We start from the raw sequence: 14,644 nt of genomic DNA, 5'->3' as shown, positions 1-14,644 counted from the left end.
CGGAGTGGCGTACAGGGGCAGCGAGAGAGGATGCGGCATGCTGGTCGATATGGTCATCGACGGCGTAGAGGTGCCGGAGGACGGCTCGGCGGGAGACAACGCCACCGTGCTCCTGTTGCGCATCGCTGACGGCGATCAGCAGGCGTTCGCTGAGCTCTACGACCTGCTTTCGCCCCGCGTGTTCGCGCTGATCCTGCGCGTCATCGTCAACCGTTCGCAGGCCGAAGAAGTGCTGCAGGAGGTTTTCCTGGAGATCTGGCAATCCGCCGGGCGTTTCGCTCCGAACAAGGGGCAGGGAAGATCGTGGGTTCTCACGATCGCCCACCGACGTGCGGTCGATCGCGTGAGGGCCTCGCAGTCCAGCGCTGACCGCGACGTTCGGGTCGGTGCGCGTGACCTCGACCCCGCGCGGGACGTGGTTTCTGATGAAGTGGAGTCGCGGCTGGAGAGCCACCGGCTGGTACGTGCGCTCAAGATCCTGCCGGAGGCCCAGCAGGAGGCGCTGATTCTCGCCTACTACGGCGGCTACAGCCAGAGTGAGATCTCGGCCCTGGTGGGTATCCCCCTGGGGACGGTCAAGACGAGGATGAGAGATGGGATGTCGCGGTTGCGCGGCGAACTGGGGGTGACGACATGAACGAGCAGGAGTTCTCCGAGCTCGCGGCGGGCCATGCCCTGCACGCGCTGTCGGATGCTGACCAGCAGCGCCTCACCGCCGCACTGGCCGCCCACCCCGAATGGCAGGCGACCCTTGACGCCGAGCTCGAGACCGCGTCCGCGCTGGGAGCGATGCTCACGCCGATCGCTCCGCCCGCCGCTCTGCGCGAAAACCTTCTCGCCCAGATCGCGACGACACCGCAGGCAGCGCCGGTGGCATCCGAGCAGGTCCCCGCTCCCGGCACGAGCGGGCCCGGCGGTCGACGCTGGAATCGGATGCTGTTCGCGCTCGCCGCCTGCCTGGTGCTGCTCGTCGGCGCCGGCATCGGCACCGCTGTCGTGCTGGCGCAACTGCAGCGTCCCGAGGCGGTCGTCGCGCTGGAGCAGATCCTCGGTGCCGAGGATGCCGATGAGGCGACGGTGCAGACCGTCGCCGGCGGTACCGCGACGGCGCACTGGTCCGAAACCCTGGGCACAGCGGTGCTCGTGACCCACGGACTCGACGATCTGCCGGCCGATGCGAGCTACGAGCTGTGGTTCGTGCGCGGCGATCAGCCCATTGCCGCGGGAGTGTTCGACACGTCGCAGGGCGAGGCGACCGCCCTGCTGGATCAACCCATGCAACCCGGTGACGCCATCGCCGTCACGATCGAGGCCGCCGGCGGGTCACCGACAGGGCAACCCACGACCGACCCGGTCATCGTCATCCCGACCAGCTGACCGCCACGCGGTGTCGGGTGCCGGTGCCGGGTGTCAGGTGCCGGTGCCGGGCCGGTGCCGATCGCGCGCAGCGCGCGTACCCTGGAGGGATGCCCGAGCAGTTCCACCGCCCCGTCCGCCGCCCCACGGCCGCCTTCGACAACCTGGTCGGCCACGAGGATCCGGCCGAGCAGTCGCGCATGGCTCACGCGACAGCATCCGCACTCCTCGACCGTGCTCGCACCGATGACAGCGGTGCCGTCACCGACCGTCTGATCGGGTTCGCCGCTGAACACGGCATCGACGAGATCGCCGAACTGTGGTCTCATGCGCCGGCGCGCTCACTGCCCGGCGCTCTCTGGCGGCTGTACCTGCTGCAGCTCGCGACGCGGAACGACGCCGAGCAGACCGCGCTGCTGTACGAGCGGGGGCGCGTCGAACTGCGCTCGCCAGACGCCGCCATCGCCGGTGCACCCGCACCCGCCGACCCGCAAGAGATCGTCGCCCTGGTCGACGCGATCCTGCGCGGGGTCTTCCGCGGCGACTTCGCCCTCGCCCTCGAGAGGGCAGCCGCGTACTGCCGGGTGCAGGCATCCGGGGCAACCCACGTCGCCGACGACTACGAGGCGACCGAGCCCGAGCGCGCCGGCGCCCTGACCCGCCGGGCACTGCGCCTGAGCACCTACGCCGAGGATCTCGCCGCGTCGGCAACGGCCTGGCGGCGCGGAACCCTCGTCTGAGAACGCGGCGCGGCGCGTGGCGCTCGGTGCCCCGGATGGGCGCGGGAGCGGGCATGAAAAAGACCGGACCGCAAGAACGCCTCTCGGCGGAAGGCCGCTCGCAGCGGCAGAAGTTGGAGCCCGGGGTTATGCGGCCCGGCCGATTCCAGTCTAACGCGTACGCGGCCGTGGTGATTCACGGGCGGCACTTCTGCCGGGCACAAGCTGCCGGGCAATAGGCTGAGCGCATGGCTCAGCGCTACGCCCTCATGATCACGCCCGCGGATGCGACCGACACCCGCACGGACTACTCCGAGACCTTCACCCCGGTCGATGTCGCCGCACCCGCACTGAGCGTCGGCGAGCTCAGCACCCAGCGCGGCGACGGCGTCTTCGAATCGATCGGCGTCATCGACGGGCATCCGAACGAGGTCGAGGCGCACGTGCAGCGCCTGGCGCACTCCGCGCGGGTGTGCGATCTTCCCGCCCCGAACCTCGCGCAGTGGCGACAGGCCGTCGCCACTGCCGCTGCCCAGGCGCCCGAGGGCGAGGGCGTGGTCAAACTCATCCTGAGCCGTGGCGTCGAGAATGGGCCAGCGCCGACGGCATGGGTCACGGCATCCACCGCACCCGACTACACGCGCGTGCGCCGAGAAGGCGTGCGTGTGGTCACGCTCGACCGGGGCTACGACCTCGGGGCAGGGGAGCGGGCACCCTGGCTGCTGCTCGGCGCCAAGACGCTGTCGTACGCCGTGAACATGGCGGCGCTGCGCGAGGCGCACCGGCGCGGCGCCGACGACGCGATCTTCGTCACGCGCGACGGTGACGTGCTCGAAGCACCGACCGCGTCGCTCATCATCCGCTCCGGCGGCGAGTTCATCACCACGGCGCCGTCGGCCGGCATTCTGCACGGCACCACGCAGCTGGCCGTGTTCGAGTACCTCGAGGCACAGGGTCTTCGTACGCGCTATGCGACGTTGTCGACCGCCGATCTGAGGGGGGCGGATGCCGCATGGCTGGTCTCCAGCATCCGACTGGCAGTGGCGATCACCGCCATCGACGGTGAGCCACTGGCATCCGACGCCGCTCTGACCGCCGAACTGAATACCTTCCTGCTCTCCCCGCGCTGAGCCGCGCCCAGCGCACTCGGCTCCGTGCCCTGTGCGCAGTGTCGGAAATCTCAGACGGATGCCGCCGCGGGCGGCGTGTCGGGGCGCGACGCGCCGCGCCGAGCGATCTTCGTCTGGGATTTCCGACGGCCGTCCGGGGCATCCTGCGCCCGCAAGTGCGCGCCGGCCTCGACCTTCGCCAGGATCGCCGCCTGCACACTCGACCAGTCGTGCACGATCATCGCGTAGTCGAAGCGCAACGTCTCATAGCCCCGGGCTGCGGCACGAGCGTCGCGCAGCAGGTCCTTGTGCCGATTCTGCTCGTGGGCGTGGTTCTCGCGTCCGTCGCATTCGATCAGAAGCCGGTCGCCGACGACGAAGTCGACCTCGCCGACACCGCGGATGCTGACCTGCGAGCGCACGGTGATCCCGAGCCTGTGCAGCCGTAGCCTCATGAGTGATTCGAGGCCGCTGTCGGCATCCGAGCGGGCGAAGCCGACCAGCCAGCGCATGCCGAGCGGCAGACGGTGCCACAGCCAGGCGATACCCGCCGGTGAGATCTTCGCCTGCCGCAGGGCGGACTCCAACGCCGCGAAGAAGGTGTCTTCACTCTCGCACGTGGCCAGTTGCAGCAGCACGTTGTGCACCGGAGGCAGCTCGCCGACCATGGCGGTTCCGTCATCCCAGTGCAGTGTGCACCGGGTGCATGGGCCGTGCGGCACGCCTGCGGTGCCCAGCCAGACGTGGTCGGCCGCGCCGTCGAGCACCCACAGTCCATGCAGGCGGGCCGCCTCGGCGCAGGCGGGAACGCCGCCGTGCTCTGTCGCGTGGCGGAATGTCGCCGGCACATCGGGGAGCGCATACACCCCCTGACGCACGCGCACGACCTCACCGTCGCGCACGGCGCGGGTGAGTTCGCGCTCGGGAACCCCGCGCGCTTTCAGCTCACTCGTGCGCGCGGGGCGGCCGAGTTCGGAGAGGGCGAGGCGCACCAGCATCCGTCGAGAATGCCTGCCGGGCAGGGACCGCGGATGCCCGATTCCCGAGCCCTGTGCACAACGTGCCTCGGCACGGCGCCTGGGGAAAAACGGAAATCCCAGACGATCAGCAACCCGGTCGGCGTGTCAGCATGTGACACGCCGGGGCTGCAGACGATCGTCTGGGATTTCCGACGGTGCGGGCGCTCAGCGCGCCCGGGAATCACCCGAAGCGACCCGAGACGTAGTCCTCGGTGGCCTGCACGCTGGGCGTGGTGAAGATGGTCGAGGTCTCGTCGAACTCGATCAGCTTGCCCGGCTTGCCGGTGCCGGCGATGTTGAAGAAGGCCGTCTTGTCGGAGACGCGGCTGGCCTGCTGCATGTTGTGCGTGACGATGACCACCGTGTAGTCGTTCTTCAGCTCGCCGATCAGCTCCTCGATCGCGTAGGTCGAGATCGGGTCGAGGGCCGAGCAGGGCTCGTCCATCAGGATGACCTCGGGCGAGACGGCGATCGCGCGGGCGATGCACAGACGCTGCTGCTGACCACCCGACAGACCCGAACCGGGCTTGTCCAGGCGGTCCTTGACCTCGTTCCAGAGGTTGGCGCCACGCAGCGACTTCTCGACCAGGGCCTCCTGGTCGCTCTTGGACATCTTGCCGTTGTTGAGCTTGACGCCCGCCAGCACGTTCTCCTTGATCGACATCGTGGGGAACGGGTTCGGACGCTGGAAGACCATGCCCACCTGGCGACGCACCAGCACGGGGTCGACACCCGGGCCGTAGAGATCCTTGCCGTCGAGCAGCACCTCACCCTCGACGCGCGCGCCGGGGATCACTTCGTGCATGCGGTTCAGCGTGCGCAGGAACGTGGACTTGCCGCAGCCCGACGGGCCGATGAACGCGGTGACGCTGCGGGGCTGGATCTCGAGGGACACGCCCTCGACGGCGAGGAAATCGCCGTAGTAGACGTTGAGGTCGTTGACTTCGATGCTCTTGGACACGAGGTTCCTTCTATCGGGTGGAATCGGGATGCGGCTCAGCGGCCGGCGGTCTTGGGGGCGAACCACTTCGCGATCAGGCGACCGAGCAGGTTCAGCAACATGACGATCAGGATCAGCGTGAGCGCGGCGGCCCACGCCCGAGCCAGTGAGGCGTCGGGGCTGGTGCCCTGGTTCATGTACGAGTTGTAGGCGAAGACCGGCAGGGTCATCATCTGCCCGCTGAACAGGTTGGTGTTCAGGCTGGCGGTGAACCCGGCGGTCAGCAGCAGCGGAGCGGTCTCGCCGATCACACGGGCGATGGCGAGCATCACCGAGGTGGTGATACCGGCGATCGAGGTGGGCAGCACGACCTTGAGGATCGTCAGCCACTTCGGCACGCCGAGCGCGTACGAGGCCTCACGCAGCTCGTTGGGCACGATCCGCAGCAGCTCTTCGCTGCCTCGCACGACCACCGGGACCATCAACACAGCCAGCGCGAGCGAACCCATGAAGCCCATCGAGATGCCGGGGCGGATCAGCAGGGCGAACACCGAGTAGATGAACAGACCGGCCACGATCGACGGGATGCCCGTCATGACGTCGACGAAGAACGTGATGCCCTTGGCGATGCGCCCGCGACCGTACTCGACGAGGTAGATCGACGTCATGAGGCCGACGGGGACGGCGATCAGAGCCGCCATCAGGGTGATCAGCACCGTGCCCCAGATGGCGTGCACGATACCGCCGCCCTCACCGACGACGTTGCGCATCGAGTAGCTGAAGAACTCGGCATCGAACCGCGCGATGCCATTGCTGATGACGGTCCACAGCAGCGAGATCAGCGGCAGCAGCGCGACGGTGAACGCGGTCGCGACCAGCGCGGTCATCAGCCGATCGACAGCCTTGCGGCGGCTCTCGGCGATGGCCGACATGGCCGTGATGAGCACCATGTACAGCAGCACACCGGTGATCACGGCGCCGGCGATGTTGAAGTCGGCGAGGTCGCCGTTGGGAGCGGTCACCGCGAACGCGGCGGCCGACAGCACGAGCGACGCGGCCAGCAGGGCCCACGGGGCCCACGATGCCAGGCGGCCCGAGGTGAGCGAGGTGGAGGCGGAGGTCTGCATGGTCATGTCAGTTCGCTCCCGAGAACTCGGCGCGGCGGGCGACGATCCAGCGCGCCAGCGCGTTGACCGCGAAGGTCACGATGAACAGGATGAGGCCCGTGGCGATCAGGGTGTTCACACCCGTGTCGTGCGCCTCGGGGAAGGCGAGGGCGATGTTAGCCGGGATCGGCGTCGGGTTGGTCGCCGTCAGCACGAGGAAGCTGTAGACGGCAGCGGGGGAGAGCACCATGGTCACGGCCATGGTCTCACCGAGGGCGCGACCGAGAGCGAGCATCGTCGCCGAGACCATGCCGCCGCGAGCGAAGGGCAGCACGGCCATGCGCACCATCTCCCAACGGGTGGCGCCGAGCGCAAGCGCGGCCTCTTCGTGCAGCTTCGGCGTCTGCAGGAAGACCTCGCGGCAGATCGCGGTCATGATCGGGATGACCATCACGGCAAGCACGAGTGCGGCGGTCAGGATCGTCTTTCCCGTCGACGAGACCTGTCCGCCGAAGAACGGCACCCAGGCCATGTTCTCGTTCATCCAGGCGTAGATCGGCTGCAGCAGCGGGGCGAGTACCAGACCGCCCCACAGGCCGAACACGACCGACGGCACAGCAGCCAGCAGGTCGATGATGTAGCCCAGCACGCCGGCGAGGCGGCGCGGGGCGTAGTGCGAGATGAACAGTGCGATGCCGATCGAGATCGGGGCGGCGATCAGCAGCGCGATGAAGGACACCCAGACCGTGCCGAACGCGAGCGGTCCGACGTACTGCCAGAACGAGTCACCTTCGAGGATGTGGTTGTCGGTCGTGTCGGGAGCGAACGCGGGCAGGCTCTGAATGATCAGGAACGCCGCGACCGCCACGAGGACGACGAGGATTGTGATGCCGGCGCCGAGCGCGGTGCCCGAGAAGACCCGGTCGCCGAGACGCTGCTTGGCCTTGATCGGGGGCGCGGCTTGTGCCGGCCTGGTCGTCGTGGTCATGTTCTCCTGCTGTTCGGGTGGAATCGGATGCTGTGGTGTCGGAGTCGGGGTGTCGACCGCCCGATGCCCCCACGCCCTATGCGGGGCGTGAGGGCATCGGATTCAGCTCAACTCGTGGATCAGTCGACCTTGATGGTGTCGATCGCGGCGAGGACCTTGTCGCGCAGTCCGGCCGAGATGGGAGCGCTACCTGCGTTGTCGGCGGCAGCCTGCTGGCCCTCTTCGCTGGCCATGTACTCGAAGTACGACTTGACCAGGGCAGCGGTGTTGGCGTCCTCGTACTGCTCGCATGCGATCAGGTAGCTGACCAGGGCGATCGGGTACGAACCTGCCGGAGCGGCGGCCGGGTCGATGGCGAAGACGAGGTCACCGGCGCCGCGGCCCTCCTCCAGCGGCGAGGCCTCGACGAGCGCCGCGGCGGCGTCTGCCGAGTACGCGACGTACTCGCCGTCGACACCGACGTGCACCTGGCCGAGCTCTGCGGTCTGCGATGCGTCGGCGTAGCCGATCGCGCCGTTGCCCGCGGTGATCGCCTGCACGACACCCGAGGTGCCCTGAGCGGCCTCGCCACCGTTGATGGGCCACTCGCCGTCGGGCTCGTGGGTCCAGACATCGGCAGCGGTCGCTGCGAGGTAGGTGGTGAACGTCTCGGTGGTGCCCGAGTCGTCCGAGCGGTGGACGGGCGAGATCACCAGGTCGGGCAGCTCGACGCCCTCGTTCTGCTCGGCGATAGCCGCGTCGTTCCAGTTGGTGATGGTGCCCGCGAAGATGCCCGCGATGGTGGCGGCGTCGAGGTTGAGCGAGTCGATGCCCTCGAGGTTGAACGCCACGGCGACGGGCGAGATGTACAGCGGCACCTCGACGATGGCGTCGCTGGAGCACATGCCGAAGCCGCCCTCGGTGAACTCGTCGAGCTTGAACGCGCGGTCCGAGCCGATGAAGTCGCTGGCGCCGGCGAGGAAGTTCTCGCGGCCGGTGCCCGAACCGGTGGGCTCGTAGTTGACGGTGACGCCGGCGTTGGCGGTCTGGAAGCCGGCGACCCATGCCTCCTGGGCGGCGCCCTGCGAGGAAGCGCCCGTGGCGCGCAGGGTGCCCTCGAGCGTCGAAGTCGAGTCAGAGGTCGAGCCCTCGGTAGCCGGGGCTTCGTTCGCGGCGCAACCGGTGAGGGCGAGTGCGGCCACGGCGCCGATGGCGCCGATTCGAGCGATGCTGGAGATCTTCACTGTGGATCCGTTCGATCGGGGACTTGTGGATGCCCTGGTGCGGGGCACACAGTGACGCTACGAGCGACGGTTAACGAGACTCTCCCACGATGGTGAACGGAAGGTGAACGACTGCTGTCGGCTAGACCTTCGGCTCATGGGTCTCGATCGAGATGATCCCCGACCCCGGATTGGTTGCCGAGAGGTGAACAACCGAGAACGCGGACATGGCCAGTGCGCTTGCGCTGTTGACATACGACCCGCGCATGGTGCCGGTCGCCAGTGCCATCTCTGAGAGCAGTTCCGGCAGAACGGGGCCGTGACTGCACAGCACAGCGGGCTTGCGCGAGCGCACGCGGCGCCCGATGACGGAGCGGACATCGGCGGTGCCGTGTTCCCAGGCGTCCTGACTGATCTTGTCGGTGACGCGCGCGGCCCGCCCGAGTTTGCGTTCCAGCGGAGCCACGGTCTGCCGGCACCGTTCGGCGTCGCTGGTGACGATGCGCCGCACCCCGAAGGCCCGCAGTGGCGCGACGATCGCCTTCGCCTGGCGCGCGCCCTTGCCGGTGAGCGGCCGCGCAGCGTCCGGCCCGTCCCAGTCCGATCGCGCAACCGCCTTGGCGTGGCGCAGCGCGATCAACGGGAACGTGTGCAGCACGCCGTCCTCGACCAGCCGTGCGAAGTTCTCGAGGATCTCGATGTCGACGGGATAGCTCAGGCGCTGGCGCGCCTGCTTCACGCTGACCCATTCGATGGCGGCGATCTCACCGTTGGGGACGAAGGATGAGGCGCGGATCGCGTCATCGGTCGCCTCGGCGGCCCAGTAGTGCACGACCTTCTGGCGCTTGGGGCGCATCCAGTACTTGCTCACGCCGACCGGGACGCCCAGGCAGACGCGGATGCCGGTCTCTTCACGAACCTCACGCACCGCGGTCTCGGCGAGCATCTCGCCCGGGTCGACCTTGCCCTTGGGCAGCGTCACGTCACGGTACTTCGTGCGGTGGATCAGCAGCACGCGCAGCTTGCCCTCCAGCATCCGCCAGACGACGGCGCCGGCGGCGTAGACGGCGGTGTCGGTCATCGACGGGTCTGCTTGCGACGGCGGCGTCCCTGCACAGCCGCCATCATGCGGTCCTGCAGGTCGATCAGCGGTGCCTCCTCTGTCGACTCGGCGCGCGTCCACACCCCGCCCTCACCCAGATGCCACGAACTGGTACGCGGGTCCATGGCGAGATCGAACAGCGCGTGCAGTTCCTTGGTGTGCGCCGGGTCCTCCAGGCGCACCAGCGCCTCGACGCGCCGGTCGAGGTTGCGGTGCATCATGTCGGCGCTGCCGATGTAGACGATGGGGTCGCCGTCGTTGTCGAACATGAACAGTCGCGAATGCTCGAGGTAGCGCCCCAGGATGCTGCGCACCGTGATGTTGTCGCTGACGCCGGGCAGGTCCACGCGCAGGCCGCAGATGCCGCGCACCCACACCTCGACCTTCACGCCGGCGATGCTGGCGCGGTACAGGGCGTCCACGATCTGCTCGTCGACCATCGAGTTGACCTTGATGCGGATGCGTGCCGGGCGGCCGGCCTCGGCGTGCTTGCGCTCGTTGTCGATGTGACGCAGCAGCCCCTTGCGCAGGTGCAGGGGCGCCACGAGCAGACGCTTGAACTTCTTCTCGATCGCGTAGCCGCTGAGTTCGTTGAACAGGCGGGTGAGGTCGCGTCCGACGAGCGGGTCGGCGGTGAACAGACCGAAGTCCTCGTAGATGCGGCTGGTCTTGGGGTTGTAGTTGCCGGTGCCGACGTGCGAGTAGTGGCGCAGTACGCCGTCCTCCTCGCGGATCACGAGTGCCAGCTTGCAGTGCGTCTTCAGACCCACCAGTCCGTACACGACGTGCACACCGGCCTTCTCGAGCTTGCGTGCCCAGACGATGTTGGCGGCCTCGTCGAAGCGGGCCTTCACCTCGACGAGTGCCAGCACCGACTTGCCGGCCTCGGCGGCGTCGATGAGGGCCTGCACGATCGGGCTGTCGCCCGAGGTGCGGTACAGCGTCTGCTTGATGGCCAGGACGTGCGGGTCGCGAGCGGCTTGCTCGAGGAACGCCTGCACGCTCGTCGCGAACGATTCGTAGGGGTGGTGCACGAGCACATCGGACTTGCCGATGGCCCGGAAGATGTCGGGCCGCTCATTGCTGTCGCCGGGCTGGAACGCCACGGCCGTGGTCGGCAGGTGCGGCGGGTAGCGCAGGTCGGGGCGGTCGATCCGCGACAGGCCGAACAGGCCGCGCAGGTCCAGCGGCCCAGGTAGGCGGTAGACCTCCTGGTCGGTGATGTCGAGCTCGGTGATGAGCAGCTCGAGCGTCACATCGTCCATGTCGTCGGTGATCTCGAGGCGGATCGGCGGACCGAACCGGCGCCTGAGCAGCTCGGCTTCGAGCGCCTGGATCAGGTTCTCGCTCTCATCCTCTTCAATCTCGACGTCCTCGTTGCGGGTCAGCCGGAACGCGTGGTGGTCGAGCACCTCCATCCCCGGGAACAGATCATCCAGGTGGTTGGCGATGAGGTCTTCGAGGCGGATGTAGCGCACGATCTGCCCGCCGCCGGGGACGGCGATGAGGCGCGGCAGCATCGAGGGCACCTTGAGGCGCGCGAACTCCTGGCGACCGGTGCGGGCGTTGCGGATGCGGATGGCGAGGTTCAGCGAGAGCCCGGAGATGTAGGGGAACGGGTGCGCGGGGTCGACGGCCAGCGGCATGAGCACGGGAAAGACCTGCGCCTGGAAGTACTCGCCCAGCGCGGCGCGCTCAGCGTCGGTCAGCTCGTCCCAGTCGGTGATCTCGATGCCGGCGTCAGCCAGTGCGGGCTTGACCTGTTCGCTCCAGACGGCGGCGTGCCGCAGCTGCAGCGCGTGAGCCTCGCGGGAGATGTCGCTGAGCACGTCGGAGGGCGCGCGGCCGACATTGGTGGGCACAGCCAGCCCCGTGAGGATGCGCCGCTTGAGTCCGGCGACGCGCACCATGAAGAACTCGTCGAGGTTGCTGGCGAAGATCGCCAGGAAGTTCGCCCGTTCGAGTTCGGGGACCGTGGGGTCCTCGGCCAGTTCGAGCACACGCTGGTTGAACGCCAACCAGCTCAGTTCCCGGTCGTGGTAGCGATGATCGGGCAGAACCGAGTCCGGGGTCTCATGCGCGTCGAAGTCGTCGTCTTCGGCGTCCTCGAGTCCGGCGTCGACAAGTACGTGATCGATCATGGGGTACATCCTTGCATCCGTCGGTTACGAGCAGGAGAACTCAGCCCGCCGCCTGTCCCGGTTCGTCGTTCAGATTGAAGCGGTAGCCGACGTTGCGCACGGTGCCGATGACCTGCTCGGCGTCGCCGAGCTTGGCGCGCAGGCGACGCACGTGCACGTCGACGGTACGGGTGCCACCGAAGTAGTCGTAGCCCCAGACGTCGCTGAGCAGCTGTTCTCGGGTGAAGACACGGGAAGGGTGTGTCGCCAGGAAGTGCAGCAGCTGGAACTCCTTGTACGTCAGGTCCAGCGGACGTCCGTGCAACTTGGCAGAGTACGACTGCTCGTCGATCGTGATCCCGGATGCCTGAACGCTGACGGGTGTCTCGGCGTCGGGCCGGGTCAGTGCGAGGCGCAGACGGGCATCGACCTCGGCGGGGCCCGCGGTGGCCAGCACGACATCGGCGAAGCCCCATTCGGTGGAGATCGCGCTCATGCCGCCCTCGGTGACCACGAGCAGCACCGGCGCCTCGCCGCCCGCGGTCTGCAACAGACGACAGGCGGCTCGGGCCGCGACGAGGTCTTCGCGGCCGTCCACGACGATCGCCGCGCACTCGGGGAGCGACAGCAGACGGGACGGCTCGATCGGGTGATGGCGGATGCTGTGGGCGAGCAACCCGAGCGCTGGCAGCACCGGCTCCGCATCGGGAGCCGGGGTGAGTACCACCAACACGGCCACGCACACATGTTAGTCGGGTGCGTCCCGCCGCCGGAGGAATGCGTCAGACGGGTCCGGGTATGTGACGGGTACGATGGCGTCATGCAAGAAGTGGCACTCGCTCCGCGCAACGCGTTCCACGGCGTGATCGCCGTCTGGGGCGTGGCAGCGGTGACGGCGATCCTGCTGGGATTCCTGCTACCGGCCGACACCCGGATCGGCTGGTTGCTGATCGCCTTCGGTGGTGTCGTGTTGCTGTCGTTCGCCGTGCAGCTGGCGTATGCCCGTCCCCAGGGGTTCGTCGTGCGGGTATCGGCCAGCATCGTGGGATCGCTGGTGCTGATGGGGATGGTGTCGGCGGCCTTCGGCGTCGCGACACTCGTCTCGGCGTTCTGACGCGACCGGGTTGCGTGACAGGTGACTAGACTGTCGGGCATGGACATCGTCGCGCTCGAACTCTTCTTCCTCGGTCTGCTGGGCCTTGCGGGCCTCGCGATCGCCTTCGTCGCCGGCGTCGTGCTGGTGAACCTGTTCCGCGGTCAGCGCTGATCCAGAGCCGATCATGATCGAACTGCCCACGGATCTGCCTGCCGATCTGGCACCGTTGTCGTGGTTGCTCGGCGTCTGGGAGGGCACCGGCGTCATCGAGTACAGCGCGGGCGACCAGCGCTTCGAGGGCGAGTTCACCCATCGCGTGAGCTTCAGCCACGATGGCGGGCCGTTCCTGAATTACGCCGCCACGGCCTCGTTCCGCGGCGCTGAGGGTCAGGACGAGCCGATCGCCTTGCTGTCCGAGACCGGCTTCTGGCACCTCGCACGGCCGCGCACCGCATCCGATCCCGGCCCCGCACTCCTGCCTCCCGCCGAGGCCGCGACCGAGCGCACGGTCGACGACGTCGAGGTGCTGCGTACCGACGACGGTTTCCCGCTCGAGGTCTCGGTCGCGCATTCGGACGGCACGCTCGAGCTCTACCTCGGGCGCATCGCCGGCCCCCGTATCGACATCGCCACGGATGCCGTCGTGCGTCCAGCGGGTGCAAAACAGTACACCGCAGCCAGCCGCATGTACGGCCTGGTCGATGGACACCTGCTCTGGGCCTGGGACATCGCGGCGATGGGCGAGACGCTGAAATCGCACGCATCCGCCCGCCTGGCCAAGGTCTGAGTCGGCGGTGTTCGACAGCATCCCCGGTGCCGTCCGTGAAGGCGACGTGATCGCCCACTTCGGCAACCCGCTCATCGAGCAGCGACAGCTGGCCGCGGGCGAGGCTCTGGTGCCGCTGACCGATCGCACCCTGATCGAGGTCGCCGGCGCAGACCGCCTCACCTGGCTCGACTCGTTCACCTCGCAGGCGTTGAAGGGCCTGCCCGCGGGTGCCAGCACTGAGCTCCTCGTGCTCGACCCGCAGGGTCGCGTCGAGCACGCCGCCGCCGTCTTCGAGGACGGCACGGCGACGTGGCTGATCGCCGACAGCGCGGATGCCGATGCGCTGGCCACCTGGTTGCAGCGCATGGTCTTCCGCTCCCGCGTCACCGTCACGGTGAAGTCGGATGCTGTCCTGGCGGGTTTCTTCGCAGGAGGCGGTGCGCAGGCCCGCGTCGCCGTGGCGGCTCCGAATGGCCACGCGCTCGTCTGGAACGACCCGTGGCAGAGCGTGCAGCCGGGCGGGCACCAGTACGCCGCCGTCGATGGGCATCCCGGCGCGGACTACGCCTGGACGATCGCCGTGCTCGATGACGCGGACGCGCTCACGGGGCCGTTCGCGGGGGCACTGGCGGCCGAGGCTCTTCGTATCGCCGCGTGGCGCCCCCGTTGGTCGCACGAGGTCGATGAGCGCACGATTCCGCACGAGGCCGATTGGATCCGCTCCGCCGTGCACCTCGACAAGGGGTGCTACCGCGGCCAGGAAACCGTCGCGAAGGTGCACAATCTCGGGCATCCGCCGCGACGACTCGCGGCCCTGCACCTCGATGGCAGCGAGGTGACCCTGCCGCAGCCGGGATCGCCCGTGCTGGCCGGTGACGCCGAGGTCGGTCAGGTGACGTCCGCCGCGCTGCACTACGAGGACGGGCCGATCGCGTTGGCGATGCTCTCACGACGCGCGCCGATCGGCGACCTGGTCGTGCGCGCTGACGGCGTCGACATCGCGGCGGCGCAGCAGGTCATCGTGCCGGCCGACGCCGGGGCCACGGCCGAGGTGCCGCGTCTGACGCGCCTTTCGCGGCGACCGCTGGGCGAGGATCCTCGCAACAGCCGCTGAGCCG

General features: G+C 68.5%; 15 protein-coding genes. 7 read left to right on the top strand and 8 right to left on the bottom strand.

Going from position 1 to position 14,644, the window contains the following annotated elements; genetic code table 11:
* Positions 1-37: 37 nt before the first annotated feature.
* The 4 genes from sigK to ACLD0U_RS10300 all read left to right on the top strand — a co-directional run bounded on the left by sigK (position 38) and on the right by ACLD0U_RS10300 (position 3,205).
* Complete coding sequence (gene sigK, locus ACLD0U_RS10315; RefSeq protein ID WP_410340579.1) at positions 38-637, top strand: ECF RNA polymerase sigma factor SigK; 600 nt, start codon at positions 38-40, stop codon at positions 635-637.
* Positions 634-1,377: an anti-sigma factor domain-containing protein gene (locus tag ACLD0U_RS10310; RefSeq protein ID WP_410340578.1), complete on the top strand. Its 744-nt coding sequence runs from the start codon at positions 634-636 to the stop codon at positions 1,375-1,377. Before sigK ends, ACLD0U_RS10310 begins: the two co-directional genes overlap by 4 nt.
* 89 nt (positions 1,378-1,466) lie before the next feature.
* On the top strand, positions 1,467-2,096 hold the full coding sequence (locus ACLD0U_RS10305) for a DNA-directed RNA polymerase subunit beta (protein WP_179410182.1): 630 nt from the start codon (positions 1,467-1,469) through the stop codon (positions 2,094-2,096).
* 227 nt (positions 2,097-2,323) lie between these two features.
* A complete protein-coding gene (locus ACLD0U_RS10300; protein ID WP_410340577.1) occupies positions 2,324-3,205 on the top strand; it encodes an aminodeoxychorismate lyase in 882 nt (293 codons plus the stop codon).
* Positions 3,206-3,255: 50 nt separating this feature from the next.
* Here the strand turns inward: ACLD0U_RS10300 and ACLD0U_RS10295 are convergent, their stop codons facing one another.
* The 8 genes from ACLD0U_RS10295 to ACLD0U_RS10260 form a co-directional block, all read right to left on the bottom strand.
* A complete protein-coding gene (locus ACLD0U_RS10295; RefSeq protein ID WP_410340576.1) occupies positions 3,256-4,182 on the bottom strand; it encodes a type IV toxin-antitoxin system AbiEi family antitoxin domain-containing protein in 927 nt (308 codons plus the stop codon).
* Positions 4,183-4,384: 202 nt separating this feature from the next.
* On the bottom strand, positions 4,385-5,164 hold the full coding sequence (gene pstB / locus ACLD0U_RS10290; protein WP_179410185.1) for a phosphate ABC transporter ATP-binding protein PstB: 780 nt from the start codon (positions 5,162-5,164) through the stop codon (positions 4,385-4,387).
* Between the two features lie 35 nt (positions 5,165-5,199).
* Positions 5,200-6,276, bottom strand: a complete 1,077-nt coding sequence (gene pstA, locus ACLD0U_RS10285; RefSeq protein ID WP_410340575.1) for a phosphate ABC transporter permease PstA — start codon at positions 6,274-6,276, stop codon at positions 5,200-5,202.
* Between the two features lies 1 nt (position 6,277).
* Positions 6,278-7,237, bottom strand: a complete 960-nt coding sequence (gene pstC / locus ACLD0U_RS10280; RefSeq protein WP_179410187.1) for a phosphate ABC transporter permease subunit PstC — start codon at positions 7,235-7,237, stop codon at positions 6,278-6,280.
* Between the two features lie 119 nt (positions 7,238-7,356).
* A complete protein-coding gene (locus ACLD0U_RS10275; protein WP_206551578.1) occupies positions 7,357-8,460 on the bottom strand; it encodes a phosphate ABC transporter substrate-binding protein PstS in 1,104 nt (367 codons plus the stop codon).
* Positions 8,461-8,581: 121 nt separating this feature from the next.
* Positions 8,582-9,520: an NUDIX hydrolase gene (locus tag ACLD0U_RS10270; protein ID WP_410340574.1), complete on the bottom strand. Its 939-nt coding sequence runs from the start codon at positions 9,518-9,520 to the stop codon at positions 8,582-8,584.
* Positions 9,517-11,682, bottom strand: a complete 2,166-nt coding sequence (locus tag ACLD0U_RS10265) for an RNA degradosome polyphosphate kinase (RefSeq protein WP_206551580.1) — start codon at positions 11,680-11,682, stop codon at positions 9,517-9,519. The genes ACLD0U_RS10270 and ACLD0U_RS10265 overlap by 4 nt, the downstream gene beginning before the upstream one ends.
* Positions 11,683-11,722: 40 nt before the next feature.
* Positions 11,723-12,400, bottom strand: coding sequence for a response regulator transcription factor (locus tag ACLD0U_RS10260; protein WP_224818761.1), 678 nt, complete (start codon positions 12,398-12,400; stop codon positions 11,723-11,725).
* Positions 12,401-12,481: 81 nt separating this feature from the next.
* Between ACLD0U_RS10260 and ACLD0U_RS10255 the strand changes: the two genes are divergently transcribed.
* The 3 genes from ACLD0U_RS10255 to ACLD0U_RS10245 all read left to right on the top strand — a co-directional run bounded on the left by ACLD0U_RS10255 (position 12,482) and on the right by ACLD0U_RS10245 (position 14,640).
* Positions 12,482-12,775 (top strand): hypothetical protein, encoded by a 294-nt coding sequence (locus ACLD0U_RS10255; RefSeq protein ID WP_179410191.1) that lies wholly within the window; start codon positions 12,482-12,484, stop codon positions 12,773-12,775.
* Between the two features lie 166 nt (positions 12,776-12,941).
* Complete coding sequence (locus ACLD0U_RS10250) at positions 12,942-13,544, top strand: FABP family protein (RefSeq protein ID WP_410340573.1); 603 nt, start codon at positions 12,942-12,944, stop codon at positions 13,542-13,544.
* A 7-nt stretch (positions 13,545-13,551) separates the two neighbouring features.
* Entirely contained in the window at positions 13,552-14,640 is a 1,089-nt protein-coding gene (locus ACLD0U_RS10245; RefSeq protein WP_206821965.1) for a folate-binding protein YgfZ, read from the top strand.
* The last annotated feature ends 4 nt before the right edge of the window (positions 14,641-14,644 follow it).

Source organism: Microbacterium sp. 2216-1 (assembly GCF_046507855.1).
In the GTDB taxonomy this organism is placed as follows: Bacteria; Actinomycetota; Actinomycetes; order Actinomycetales; family Microbacteriaceae; genus Microbacterium; species Microbacterium esteraromaticum_C.
Note: the sequence above shows the minus strand (reverse complement) of the source record. Positions and strands in the feature narration are given on the sequence as shown.